Annotated in this window: 14 protein-coding genes; all 14 read left to right on the top strand. The window is 53.6% G+C overall.

Translation table 11 applies throughout. From position 1 onward, the window contains the following. Window positions 1-84: 84 nt before the first annotated feature. On the top strand, window positions 85-1,014 hold the full coding sequence (locus tag ACP6KB_RS28575; RefSeq protein WP_212628919.1) for a DUF3991 and TOPRIM domain-containing protein: 930 nt from the start codon (window positions 85-87) through the stop codon (window positions 1,012-1,014). A gap of 117 nt (window positions 1,015-1,131) precedes the next feature. Continuing rightward, window positions 1,132-1,662, top strand: coding sequence for a hypothetical protein (locus ACP6KB_RS28570; RefSeq protein ID WP_182275396.1), 531 nt, complete (start codon window positions 1,132-1,134; stop codon window positions 1,660-1,662). A gap of 118 nt (window positions 1,663-1,780) precedes the next feature. Beyond that, entirely contained in the window at window positions 1,781-2,050 is a 270-nt protein-coding gene (locus ACP6KB_RS28565) for a hypothetical protein (RefSeq protein ID WP_162465317.1), read from the top strand. Continuing rightward, the gene (locus ACP6KB_RS28560) at window positions 2,028-2,351 is read left to right on the top strand and encodes a TrbC/VirB2 family protein (RefSeq protein ID WP_220460315.1); all 324 of its coding nucleotides are present in this window, start codon (window positions 2,028-2,030) and stop codon (window positions 2,349-2,351) included. The genes ACP6KB_RS28565 and ACP6KB_RS28560 overlap by 23 nt, the downstream gene beginning before the upstream one ends. Before the next feature lie 27 nt (window positions 2,352-2,378). Further along, a complete protein-coding gene (locus tag ACP6KB_RS28555) occupies window positions 2,379-2,747 on the top strand; it encodes a type IV secretion system protein VirB3 (RefSeq protein WP_182275397.1) in 369 nt (122 codons plus the stop codon). Then, complete coding sequence (locus tag ACP6KB_RS28550) at window positions 2,744-5,179, top strand: VirB4 family type IV secretion/conjugal transfer ATPase (RefSeq protein WP_182275398.1); 2,436 nt, start codon at window positions 2,744-2,746, stop codon at window positions 5,177-5,179. The genes ACP6KB_RS28555 and ACP6KB_RS28550 overlap by 4 nt, the downstream gene beginning before the upstream one ends. Beyond that, window positions 5,176-5,907: a type IV secretion system protein gene (locus ACP6KB_RS28545; RefSeq protein WP_212628917.1), complete on the top strand. Its 732-nt coding sequence runs from the start codon at window positions 5,176-5,178 to the stop codon at window positions 5,905-5,907. The genes ACP6KB_RS28550 and ACP6KB_RS28545 overlap by 4 nt, the downstream gene beginning before the upstream one ends. A 210-nt stretch (window positions 5,908-6,117) precedes the next feature. Then, complete coding sequence (locus tag ACP6KB_RS28540; protein WP_182275400.1) at window positions 6,118-7,068, top strand: type IV secretion system protein; 951 nt, start codon at window positions 6,118-6,120, stop codon at window positions 7,066-7,068. 133 nt (window positions 7,069-7,201) lie between these two features. Next, complete coding sequence (locus ACP6KB_RS28535) at window positions 7,202-7,387, top strand: hypothetical protein (RefSeq protein WP_182408785.1); 186 nt, start codon at window positions 7,202-7,204, stop codon at window positions 7,385-7,387. Next, the gene (locus ACP6KB_RS28530) at window positions 7,387-8,280 is read left to right on the top strand and encodes a type IV secretion system protein (protein ID WP_212628916.1); all 894 of its coding nucleotides are present in this window, start codon (window positions 7,387-7,389) and stop codon (window positions 8,278-8,280) included. Before ACP6KB_RS28535 ends, ACP6KB_RS28530 begins: the two co-directional genes overlap by 1 nt. Window positions 8,281-8,282: 2 nt before the next feature. After that, window positions 8,283-9,092 (top strand): TrbG/VirB9 family P-type conjugative transfer protein, encoded by an 810-nt coding sequence (locus ACP6KB_RS28525; RefSeq protein WP_182275402.1) that lies wholly within the window; start codon window positions 8,283-8,285, stop codon window positions 9,090-9,092. Next, window positions 9,089-10,300 (top strand): TrbI/VirB10 family protein, encoded by a 1,212-nt coding sequence (locus ACP6KB_RS28520; protein WP_212628915.1) that lies wholly within the window; start codon window positions 9,089-9,091, stop codon window positions 10,298-10,300. The genes ACP6KB_RS28525 and ACP6KB_RS28520 overlap by 4 nt, the downstream gene beginning before the upstream one ends. Beyond that, window positions 10,297-11,343, top strand: a complete 1,047-nt coding sequence (virB11, locus tag ACP6KB_RS28515) for a P-type DNA transfer ATPase VirB11 (protein ID WP_212628914.1) — start codon at window positions 10,297-10,299, stop codon at window positions 11,341-11,343. The genes ACP6KB_RS28520 and virB11 overlap by 4 nt, the downstream gene beginning before the upstream one ends. A 9-nt stretch (window positions 11,344-11,352) precedes the next feature. Continuing rightward, a complete protein-coding gene (locus ACP6KB_RS28510) occupies window positions 11,353-13,263 on the top strand; it encodes a type IV secretory system conjugative DNA transfer family protein (RefSeq protein ID WP_250036193.1) in 1,911 nt (636 codons plus the stop codon). Window positions 13,264-13,279 lie beyond the last annotated feature (16 nt).

Below are 13,279 nucleotides of genomic sequence, written 5' to 3'. Positions count from 1 at the left end.
TCTGTCGGGTGTTAAGGTGCTTCTGTCAATGCGGAAATTTGTTTTCCGTAGTAGCATCTTTTGATCTTTTGTCGGAGGACTCCCATGGAAAAGTCAGACATAGACAAGGCGCGCGGCATCGAGCTGGAAGCCGTTCTGGAAGGATTCGGAGCGATCCGCGACCCCGCAGACCCCAAACGCAATTGGAAAACCCACGCGGGGCGGGTAACTGTCACGGACGAAAAGTTCTACAACCACGACGCCGACAAGGGCGGCGGTGGAGCAATCGATCTGGCCATGCACCTCGGCGGTTTCGGTTTCAGGGATGCCGTGGCGTGGCTCGGCGGCACTCATGGCCGCGAAGCAGCGGTACAGACCTACCAGGCCGAAGCACGGCACCAGGCGACCCGCATCCTGGACACTACGCCAAAACCCAAATTGGAAATTCCCGAACCGGACCCGAAAAAGCTGGCCAGGGTCTTGAACTACTTAACAAATACCCGAGGCATCCCGGAACAAATCGTCAATACCGCAATCGACAAGGGACGGCTTTGGGCAGATAAGTTTGGCAACGCTGTTTTCGCCCTTCGCACCTTGGACGGGAAAATGTCCGGCGCGGAACTCCGGGGGACTTACAGCAAGCCCTTCCACGGAATCCGTGGGGACCGCGGCCTGTACTTCACTGGAAAAGCTGCATCGAAACTGGCGGTGTTTGTAGAGTCGTCGATTGAAGCCATGAGTTACCAGGCAATGAACCCCGAAGCGCTGGTGATCGGCACCGCAGGCAGTACCAGGGACATTCTCCAGGGTGCGGCTAAACACCTGGAAGGGCAGGGCTACAAGATCGTCGACGGCTTCAACGCCGATAAAGCAGGTGATCGACTTGGAGACCGGCTGAAAGAGGCTGTGAGCCAAGAGGTTGAGCGTCAACGCCCGACCGCTGGGAAAGACTGGAACATTGAGCTTAAAGCCAAGCAGCGCGCAGCTGCGAAGGAGAACACGCCGGGAAAGCTGGAAGCTGAACCGGAGCGATAAACAACAATACGATAATCACATTCACACTTATCGTAAAAGTGTTGCAGCAGAACTGGCATTACTGTAGGGTCAAACCACAGTAAAGCAATGTCCGGCCTGCCGGACCAGGGAGAGGTTATGAAGCTGGCACCATTCGCACTCTTAGCGGCTATGTGCGCATCCGCCGCGCTTTCAAGCACCGCGTATGCTGAAAGCTATCCAGTCGTCGGCAACGACGTGCAGCAGGATCGTGATGCGCAACGTCGCACGATCTTGGCCAACGAGCTGGCTACGGAACAAAAATCCCTCGATCAAGCTAACGCCGATCTGGCCGCCGCCATCAAGGCTCAAAAGTCACCAGAAGAAGTGCAGCAAATCGCCGCATCGGTGCAGAGCCACAAAACCAACATCGAATCGCTCCAGCGCGAGCTAGACGGCCAGGCCGGGAAGGTAGCCCGGCCCCGTCGCCCCGCGTTTGTCCCGCAGTCGGCCCCGCAAGGCCAAGCGGCCAGCCCCCAAGCACCGGCAGATGTCCCGTATTGGGACGTGTACAAGCGCAAACAGAACGTGCGCGCAACATCCCCCGAGGACGATCAAGACAGCGGGGCAGCCCTAGAAGAATCACCCGAAGCCGGTGACAAGGAGGCCAGTTCTGGAGCCACGAACTAGACACAACCGAAGCGGCAGTATGCCAAAGGGTGTGGCCACGATGTGTGGCGAGGTGAAGCCGAAACAATCCGAAAAGGATACGATAACGGCCCAACACTCAACACACGAGGCCACTGAAATGACGTCCATCTATGAAGACCAGCTAGAGGACAACGCCAAAAATAAGGCCATTAAACAGTTCATCTTGCGGGAGGTAAAAGAGGAACAGAAATTCAGCCTGATAGTGGTTTTAACCTGGAAGGATGGCGAAAACACTCTGTTCAACGCGAGGAAGCAACCACGACTCTGGCCGAACTTGAACACCCTGGCCAGCTACATACGGGGGCTTGATTGCCCCAACGCACCGATAATCCTGGAGCTTGACTATGACAGTACAGACGACTCATGAAACCCTGACACGCCCTGTAGTAAATCGCCGTCTCCTGGCGTTCGTGGCCGCTGTTTTCGGCTCGATCTTCCCGGCGCTGGCCATGGCAGCAAACCCGTTTACAACCGGTGCGACTGGACTGTCCGCCGACACCCTGGCAATGCTGACCCCCGTAGCAGGTATCGCGGTGATGGTCGTAGGTGCCCTAGCCTTGTTCGGCAAGATTCACTGGATGTGGCTCATTGGCGTAATCGTCGGCATCGTCCTGCTGTTCGGTAGCGACCAGATTGTTACCTGGATTCGCGGCCTGTTCGGCGTGTAACCGAGCCACACCCAAGCGAGGCCCCACATGGATAAGAACGACGGAATCCTAGTTGATACCTTGTTCGTGGGGCCTACGCGTCCCACGATGCGCTGGGGAGTCACCTGGCAAGCCTTCATCATCAACATGATGTTCACCATCGAATGTTTCGTATTCACGAAAAATTTGTTGTGGCTGCTGGCCTTCATCCCCATTCACCTGGTGCTGTATTGCATCTGTCTCTACGACCCTCGGGCGTTTGAACTGATCTACCTATGGGGTAGAACTAAGGCGTTTGCGTTCCTCGGCAACTTCTATTACTGGCGCGCCGCTACCTATAGCCCCCTGGAGTTCAACGTCGGAAAGAAACTGAGTAAGCGTAAATTGCGCAAACTCCAGAAAAGGGGATTGATATGAGCTTTGCCGAGAGTTTGAGGAAAAAGGTTATCAAACATGAACCGCCAGTTGCTGAGCGGCTTCCGTTTGAGGTTCACGTAGACCGCCACACGGTGATGACGAAGAACCGGGATTACATGCAAGTAATCCGCCTGACCGGCGCAAGTTTTGAAAGTGCAGATGACGAGCAAGTAAACATTTGGCATAAGCGCCTTAATGCCTTGCTCAAAAACATATCAAGTCACAACGTCGGAGTGTGGCAACATATTATTCGCCGTAGGGAACATAGATTTCCTCCAGGTGAGTTTCCACAAGGGTTTGCCAAAGACCTTAACGATAAATACTCGTCTCGACTGTCAGGCGAAAAACTGCGCGTCAATGAGCTTTATTTGACAGTGGTTTACCGACCGTTCCCGTCCGCTATTGGCAGCGCCATGTTTAACCTGGTGTCGAAGGCCGATAAGTCCAGCCGCCAGGCCGAACGCGAACAGGCGGTAGAGAAGCTGGATAAGGTCGTTCGCCAAGTCATGCGAACGCTGCGCCGCTACGATGCCGAAAAGCTGGGTATCTACAAGCATCAAGGCATCTACTGCTCTGAACCCATGGAATTCATGGGCTTCTTGCTGAATGGGCGCTGGCAGCGCGTTGCAATTGGCCAGGCGCCGCTGCGTAAGCTCCTGCCCGCTTCTCGTCCGTTCTGGGGTAATGAAACGGTCGAGGTTCGCGGCGCTACCAGTACCTATTTTGGGGCCATGCTCGGGATAGGCACTTACCCGGCTGAAACCGGCCCGGTGTTCCTTAATGAATTGCTCAATGCACCTTATGATTTTGTGTTGACGCAATCCTTTAGCTTTATCAAGCAAGAATCCGCACGCCGAACCATGCGCATAGCTCAAAGCCGCATGGAAGCTGCCGAAGATGATGCAACTTCGCAGATTGATGAAATTGACGATGCGCTCGACGACTTGGCTTCGCGCCGCATAGTTATGGGCGAACATCATTTCAATTTGTTCGTTAAGTCCGATACGGTTGAAGGGCTTAATGACAATGTGGCGGACGCCATTGATATCTTGGGTGATACTGGCATGACACCCGTTCGGGAAGACTTGGCCATTGTATCGGCTTTTTGGGCGCAATTCCCCGGCCAGTTCAAGGACCGTCCGCGAGTGTCGGGCATTAACAGCAAAAACTTTAGCGGGTTTGCTCCGCTGCATAATTTCCCGTCCGGTCGGTTGACAAACAACCACTGGGGGGATGCGTTAACTATGTATATGACTACAGCGGGAACGCCCTATTATTTCTCGTTCCATTCCTCTGATCCGCAGGACAAGAACGACGTTAAAATTAAGGACGTGGGTCATACCATGGTGCTCGGCCCCACTGGGTCGGGGAAAACCGCATGGGTGGCATTCAACCTGGCCATGCTTACCAAGTTCGGCGCTACCTGCGTGCTGTTCACAAAAGACCGGGATACGGAAATCATCATTCGTGCCCTCGGCGGGCGGTATTACCCCGTTCAAAGCGGCGTTCCGACCAACTGGAACCCGTTCCAGCTGGACAAAGACAACCCTATCACCATGCCTTTCCTCAAGCGTCTGACGCTCTACCTTGCGGCGCCGCAAGGGAACGTAGACGCATTGGACGTAACCGACGTGGAGCGGATCGAGGCGGCGGTTAACTCGGTACTGCGCAAGGATCTGGAACACCGGCGCTTGGGCCGGGTGCTGGATTTCCTGGACGTGGATTCGATCATTTACAAGCGCCTCCAGCGTTGGTGCTATGCGCGTCGTGCTGGCCAACCTGATGGCGAAAACGCCTGGGTGTTCGACAACAAGACCGACACGCTGGCCGGGTCGCTGGGCGATGCGCTCATTACAGGCTTCGACGTGACCGCGTTTCTGAACAGTGACGAGCTGCGCGCCCCGATCAATATGTACCTGTTCCACTTGGTGCAGTCGTTGGTAGATGGTCGGCGATTCGCCCTGTTCATCGCTGAATTCTGGAAGGCCCTGGGCGACGCGCCGTTCCAGGACTTCGTAGAAGATCAGTTGAAAACGATCCGTAAGAACAACGGGTTCGTTGTGCTGGACTCCCAGTCGCCAAAGGACGCGCTCAAAAGCCCAATCGCTCACACCTTGATCGAGCAGACGCCAAACAAAATCCTGTTCCCCAACGACAAGGCGGATTACGAGCAATACAAGACGCTCGGCGTGTCTGACCGGGTGTTCCAGCTTGTGAAAGAGACGGACCCGGAGTCCAGCCGGATCTTCGTGTTGCAACAAGGTCACAGTTCTGTGGTCTGCAAGTTCGATATGGAAGGTATGAAGTTTGAACTTGACGTGCTGTCGAGTAAGAAACACACGGTCGCCCTGGTCGACGCCTTGCGTGCTGAATACGGCGACGAGCCAGAAAACTGGCTACCACACTTCAAAGCTGCGGAGAGAAAATCATGATGAACTTCAAACGCATTACTGTTGCCATTGGACTGGCCACCGTGATTAGCTCGGGGGCCGCCCTTGCTGATGTTGTGCCTGTTATCGACGGCCTGGCCATTGAGAAAGCCATCGCGAATGGCGTGATTCTGAGCAACCAACTGAGCGAGATACAGAACAACCTTGAAGTGTCCAAGCAACAATACGGTTCGTTGACCGGTAATCGCGGCATGGGTGGGCTTATGTCCGACTCGCCGCGCAATGGTCTGCCGGATAACTGGGATGAAAGCATGGCTCTGTTGAACAGCAACAGTGGCCCGACTTACGGCGACTTGGCCGCTTCGGCTAACCAGATACGTGAGTCGCAATCTGTCCTTTCTTCTTCCGAAGCAGCGTCTTTGTCACCACAGATGCAAAGTTATCTATCGAACATGCGCAATATGAGTGCAAACCAACAAGCGCTTGGCCAGGCGGCTTATAACAACTCCGCAACACGTGTGCAGACCCTGCAACGCCTTTCCTCCAGTATCAATTCATCAACTGACCCGAAGGCGATTATGGACCTGCAAGCTGTGGCACAGTCCGAACAGGCCAAATTGCAGAATGACCAGGCGCAATTACAAAGCGTTCTGCAACTGACGCAAGCGAATGATGCCGCAGCGCGTCAAATGCAAAACGAAATGCGTATGCAGGTGAGCGGAAGTAACGATAGTTTTCCCGCCCTGGATACCTCGATACCTAACAACTGACTACGGAAAGAAAATATGAAACGGTTTTTTGCTCTCGCTGCTGTCCTGGTCTGCCTCTCGGGTTGCTGGGACGAAAAAGACAAGGTGGTTTGTGACGCTGAATGCCGGGCCGAAAGGTCCGGCGAGACTTCTTTCCCAAGTCTGGATACCAGCGCCCCGGACTCGTTTAAAAAAGCCCCTGCAAAGGGGCAATAACTCGGAGTCTAGGCTATGGCTACGCAAACCTATACGCAGGTGCTGACGTTCGTAGACGGAATGACTAACACGTTCATCACGCAGAACGTCGTCGCCGTCGCAAACGCTATTGCACCTGCGGTAAACACCTTACTGGCCGTGTACGTAATGTTTTGGGGCTATGCGTTGCTGAGAGGTGGCACCAAAGAACCTATGATGGATGGGTTACAGCGCATCCTAAAGATGGTGATTATCCTCTATGTCGGCTTTCAGTTTGCCGCATACAACCAGTATGTCGTTAACACGTTTAGCGTAGCCCCGTTGGAACTTGGACAGTCGTTCTTCGGCGCTTCTGATACCAGCACCATTTTTGGTTCGCTGGATAGCATCCTGGGTAAAGGCTTTGAAGCCGGTAAAAAGTTTTGGGACCAGGCCGGTATTTTGGTCGGTGACCCTGGTATGTATATGGTCGCCATCCTGGTTTGGGGCCAAACAATATTGGTGACGGCCTATGCGTGCTTTTTGATCGTCGGTGCCAAAATCGCATTGGCAATCATCATGGCAATCGGACCATTGTTCATCTTCTCGCTGATGTTCCAATCTACGTCCGATTTCTTTAGCCGCTGGGTGCAGCAACTCGCTAACTATGCCCTGGTTATCATTATGACCATTGCCGCTAACGCCTTAGTGATGACCCTGTATGAACGAGCATCAACCGGTGCAGCTGCTATCACCAATACCGCGCAGGTTAGCCAGTTGTTCCCGTTCCTGGTAACCGGCGCGATTTCCCTTCTGTGCCTGGTACAGATTCCATCAAAAGCGGGCGGCCTGGCCGGTGGCGTGTCGTTCAATTCCTACGGCGCTGGGCGCTTGGCTGCCCGCTTCCTGACTCGGTCGCTGCGCTCGCTCATGCCTCGCCGTCGTCCTCGCGATCCGAACCGCAACCGCGATAAGAAGCGGCCACGGGGCGGCCATATCAAGGTCTAACCGCTGGTCGCGTTTACGGGGAAACCAAGGCATGGACGCCTGCCTAACTACAGAAATGCCTTTTCTGCATAGACGGAACATAGTAAAGTGTTGCTATGTATCCGTCTTTTTTGTGCGTGTGAGGAATGCAAAAATGAAGATCGTTTTACGTGTACTCGCCCTGACCGTCGCCGTAGCCGCAGCTGGTTGCGCCCATCAGCCCCCTAGCTGCGATGGCAAGGATCGCCGCCCAATCAACGCAGACCGCCAAGCCGGAATTACCTTCCCCAGCTGCGGCCAGGCCCTCGCCCTTAATGCTTTCGACCTGGGAGACGGCTAATGGAAGTCCGCAAAAAACGTAAACAGTCCGATGCCCCAAGAACCGCAGGCGACGAAGCGTCGTTACAGCGGTTCCTGGCGACCATTCAAGAGTTCGTGGAATCTCACGAAGACATACAGCAAATCCTCCAGGCGTCCCAGTCCTGGGCGGATACCGAAATCGAACGCAAAGACAAAATGGTCAAATGGTCGTTTCGCGTCGCGGGCCTGGCTGTCGTCTTCGCGTTCGGTAGTTTGTGGGTAGCCCATCGAGCAGTTGAAACGGCAATGGTGCCTCCACCGCCTCCGCAAGTTCTCGTCATGAACGAGACAACCGGCGCTATCAACCCGCTGCGCTCCTTGGAGGAAGTCAAGGACAAGTACGAAGATGCGCTGTTGCGGCGCGCACTTAATACATTCGCGGTTTGCCGTGAACGCTATATCAAGGACATGGCGGAAAGTGACTACTTCTGTGCCGCTGCTTTTATGTCACCACAGTTGCAGTCGCAGTGGGGTAAATACTGGGATACTGAAAACCCGGATGGCCCGTTGAATGTCTACGGCAACAAGGCGACCGTTAAGGTTCAGATTGAAACTATCTCGCCACGGGAAAACACACAAGGAATTGTGGATACCGCTCAAATTCACTTTAAACGTACTGTTACGGCAAATGGCATTCCAGCGGTGACGCATTGGATTGCAGACGTAGCATTTAAAATGGTGAATTTGCCAAAGTCTGAGGAACAGCGCCGGGTTAATGATATTGGCCTGCAAATCACCCAGTACAACACTAACCAGGTGTTGAGTGCGCCGAGTTCAGAATCTCGCCGCCAAGTTCAAGCGGCACCGTATCAACCCGCGCAGCGCTCGGGTTTGTCCGCACCAGCCTACTCGCCAACTGACGGGAGGGAGTAGCCATGAAAATCACCCCTATCGCGCTTGCAGTTCTTATCGGCTGCACCTGGAACTATCAAGCTATCGCGGCATCGACCCCGGTAGCGTCAACCAAGGACAAGCGTATTCGATTCGTTGACTACGACCCTTACGACTATGTGACCGTGAAAGCCCGAATAGGCCGTGACACTCTGGTTATGTTCGCACCTGGCGAACGCATCTTGGACATGGGCGGTGGATATACTGACGCCTGGAATGTCGGAGCGATCACAGCCGGAAACGGCTTCTTTATGAAGCCATCCAGGGGTAGCCCCAACACCAACATTCACATTCTCACTAACAAACGTGTTTACAACTTGGACATGGTGCTAGCCGGTCCTAAAGAAGTGAACTATGAGTTCATCCAGTACCGCTACCCGGAAGATGACCTGCAAAACCGTCGCGCTAAGGGCCAAGCTGACCTGGTTAAGAAGATGCTGGCCCAAGGCGATGGCCGCCACCAAAGCGATAACTGGACTGTCGAAGGCGCTACAACTATCGAGCCTACGCGTGTGGTCGATAACGGTTTGGCTACATACGTGACCTTCCCACCTCGGGCCAAGATTCCGCAAATTTACTACGAAAACGAGGAAGGCAAGGAAGTCATGGCTAATTACAACGTCAACGACGACGTTGTAGTGATTCATGATGTGAAAGCGAAATTTATTTTCCGTAGTGGCGAGCTTGTGACCTGTATTTACAACGAGTCATATGACCCACGCGGCGGTGATCGCCCTAAAACCAAAACACAATCACCGCATGTTGAGCGTGTGTTGAAGGAGGCCGAACAATGAGAATGCCATGGAACCGTAGGGATGAAGTCGAAGAAGAAGAGGACGAAGTAGTTGAAGAACAGTCCATTCAAGGCGACCGCAAGATTGCATCGGTTAATAAAGGTATGCGGGTTCAAGCCCGTGTCACCAATATCATTGCCGGTGTCTGTATCTTGGGCTTTGCTGGATGGCTGTTATTCACCTACTACGCCGGTCTTATCAAAGAGCGCCAGGAGCGTAAAGACCGCGACGTCGACACTACCCAAACGGCCAACGCACAGTTGCCGCCTCTCAAGGTCGGCGCGCTGGATGCGCCCGCCAGTTCGCAACAGGGCGGTCAGACTGCACCTCCGCCGCCTAACGTCAACGCACGGGGCAGCAATGGCCAGCCGGTGAAATCGCCGGCGCAGATCGAGCGGGAAGAACGTCTGTCGTCGTCGGTGAAATTCAAGCTCGATGGCTCCGGTTCGGCATCGAGCGCTGCCGCTACTTCTGCCCGTGCTGGGGGACAGCCGGGTGGCCAGTACCAGGCCGTTGCTGGACAACCCGGGCAAGGTGGCCAGGCCAACCCTGGTGATCGTCTCTCGCAGTCGCTGCAATCCGCACAGATGGACCCTGTGGAAGCGTACCGACTGGGCGACCCTGGACTGATGGTTTACCAGGGCGAGGCTATCCCTTGCACTGTGCGCCCGGCCCTGGACTCGTCACTGGTTGGCATGGTGCAGTGCATCCAAACCGATGACCTGTGGTCTGCCGATCACAGCGCCATTGTGGCCGAGCGCGGCACCATCTACACCGGCCAGCAACTCATGGGCCTGGCTCGCGGAAATCGGCGTCTGCCGATTGTGTGGACCCGTGGCCGCACTCCGATGCCAAACAATGTTGCGTTCAACCTGAGTTCCGCGGCCACCGATGAACTTGGCCGTACCGGCGTCACAGGCGACATTGACTACCACTTGGCCGAACGCTGGGGGCCTATCGTCGCGCTGAGCCTCATTGACGACGTAGGCGCATACCTGGAAGCGACCCAGCAAAGCAACGATAGCCAGAACACCACTATCAACCTGGGCAACACCCGCAGCGGTGGGCAGGACTTGGCCACCGAGATTTTCAAGGAAGCCGCCAATATTCCGAACACCCTGACTCGTAACCAGGGCGCGAACATTTTTATCTATGTGGCGCGGGATATTGATTTCGGGAAGGTTTATAGCCTGGAGTACAAAGAATGACCGATAACAACGATGGACTGCATACGGTCGAGATCCATCTTGAGTTACTAAACGAATATCTCAACGGGGATTACAACGAACTCTGCATCAACAAACCGTTCGAGCTTTGCACCTATACCCATGGGCATTGGGAGTACGTCAGGATGCTGGAGCTTGACTACCAGTGGTGTGAAGAACTTAGCCGACTGGTAGCGAACTTTTCGGGCCAGCCTCGCGAGCCAATCATCAGCGCTGAACTTCCAGCAGGGCAGCGAATAGAAATCACCTTGCCGCCAGTCACAGAAACCCCAAGTATCACAATACGCCTTCCCCCCAAAGGGAAGGCTTTCACGCTTGAGGATATTATCGGCTTTGGTAGTTTTAAGCGTACCCAATGGGTTCAAACACGCGGTATCAGTGCAGAGGTACGGGCCGAGCTGAACCGCGAACTGACGCCAAAAGAGCGCACGCTGCTTGAACTGTTTCAAGCTAAGGATGTGGTGGGGTTCCTTTGCACCGCCGTGGTAGAAAAGCAAAATATTTTCTTTGTCGGTGAAACAGGCTCGGGCAAAACTGCACTGATGAACGCATTAGGGCATAAGATCCCGGAAACCGAACGCCTTATTACCGTAGAAGATACCCGCGAATCTCGTCTGCCACACCGTAACCAAGTGAACTTGAAGTTCACTAGGAGTACAGACGCATCGGAAAAATTGCGGGTGAAGGGCGTGCTGGCTTCTACGCTGCGTCAGTTTCCAAGCCGAGTGCTGTTAGCTGAGATTCGCGGCGACGAGGCGTATTTCTTTTTTCAGAATGTTGTGAACAGCGGCCACCCTGGCACCATGGCCAGCTTTCACGCCAACAGCCCGAAAATGGCATTCCGCCGCATGGCCAATATGATTCAGGCCAGCCCTGAAGGTAGCCAACTCTCTCAAGACCTAATCATCAAAGACCTTTACATGCTGATTAACATCGTTATTCAGTGCGAACGCGATGAACACGGCAAACCGTATGTAAGCCAGATTTACTACGATCCTGAATACGCGATCCAGGTAGCGGGATAAGGGGGTTATATGTTGTTGAACGAACTGGACAGCTTCAATGCCAAGGTAAAGGCCTTTACCGTTCTTGGTGTTATGGGCGTAGTTCTCGGGCTGTATCTCGCTGGTTATTGGTTCCTCTGGAAAATTGGCGAACCGCCATTCAATGCAACACCCAAGACTATCATTGACTATTGGGTTTATTACGGTGCTCAACCACAGGTTAAGAAGTGGCTGAGTATCTGCACGGTGGCGGGATTCATTCCGCCGCTTATCGTAATTGGAATCTGTGTTGCTCCGATCAACCGTAAGTTGCACGGTGATGCGCGGTTCGCCAATACCGCCGAAATCAAGCGGAACAAGTTGCTTGGCGAGCATGGTTTTATTATCGGCAAATGGCGGGGCCGCTTTCTGATGCTGTCGGGCCAGCTGGGTGCGCTCCTGTCGGCCCCGCCGCGCTCTGGTAAAGGCGTTGGTGTGGTGCAGCCCAACATGCTGAGCTGGCCTGATAGCGTCGTGCTGCTGGACGTGCGGAAGGAGTCTTACCGGCTGACCTCGGGGTTCCGGCAGACATTCAGCGATGTCTACCTGTTTAGTCCTGTAGACCCCGAAATGCGCACCATGCAATGGAACCCGCTCGACTACGTGTCAGACGATCCGATGCTGCGCGTTAACGATCTGCAAAAAATCGGCAATATGCTGTCACCAGATCCGGCAGACGGTGACCCATTTTGGCCAGCCTCTTGCCGCACTCTGTTCCTAGGTCTGGCTTTGTACGTATTTGAAACTCCAAGCCTGCCCCGAACATTCGGGGAGATTGTCCGGCAAATCATGTTCGGTGAAGGTGAAACCGTTGGTGAACACTGGAAAGAAATTATCGAGCAACGCGACGAATCCGCTATGCCGCTTAGTTCGGCCTGCAAGGCTGCGCTATATGATTTCATTTTCACTAGCGGTAATACGCAATCGTCTATTCGTAAGACCTTCACCGCTAAGTTAGAGTTGTGGCTTAACCCTCTGGTAGACGCTGCAACTTGCCGTAGCTCCGTTGACCTGCGCTTGCTACGGAAACAAAAGATTACTATCTACCTGGGCATTCTACCGAAAGACTTGGATTATCTGTCGTTGCTCTTGAACCTGTTTGCGCAGCAGATTCTTGAATTGAACATGGATGAAATGCCCGAAGATAACCCCGAACTTAAATACCAATTGGCTTGGATCATGGACGAATTCACGGCCCCCGGACGAATGCCAGTGATAGCCAAAGCTATCGGATACATGGGCGGCTATAACATTCGCCCGTTCATCATTGTTCAATCTATTTCCCAGTTGATCGCAACCTACGGAATCGAGGTTGCCAAAACGATCATTGAATGCTTGGGTGCTGAAATCGTATTCGCCCCTAAGAACAAAGAGCATGCCCGCACTGTGTCTGAAATGCTTGGTGACACTACGGTTAAAGCTAAATCCCATTCACGCCCAAAATTCGACATGAAAGGCGGATCTACTAATACGTCTGAAACGAAACGTGCCTTGCTGCTACCTCAAGAGGTACGCCAGATTGGTAAGAAGCGCCAAATCATCTTTGTGGAAAACATGAACGCCATTCTGTGCGAGAAAGTTTTCTATTATAAGGAAAAGGTGTTCAAGAAACGATTGCTTCCGCCGCATGTTCAACCGGTAGCAGAATACACTCCTCCTGCCGCCAGAGTGGCAAAACCAAAGCCTAAACCGGCCAAAGAAGAAATAACTGAAGTTGATGGCCAGCTGCTTAAGTACGTTGATCGGGAAATCGTTGCTGATGACATTGAAACTATAGATAAACTGTCCCTCACTGATTACAATATTGACTTTGAAAAAATCGAACTACCCGAAAACGAACCCGCCACTGACGAGGAAATGCAAGAACTGTTTGGCTCCTTTATTAATTCAATCGCTGACTGACGCAGAAGGAACGTAA

Source organism: Pseudomonas sp. NUPR-001 (assembly GCF_052147955.1).
In the GTDB taxonomy this organism is placed as follows: domain Bacteria; phylum Pseudomonadota; class Gammaproteobacteria; order Pseudomonadales; family Pseudomonadaceae; genus Aquipseudomonas.
This window is presented reverse-complemented; position numbering and strand designations above follow the sequence as displayed.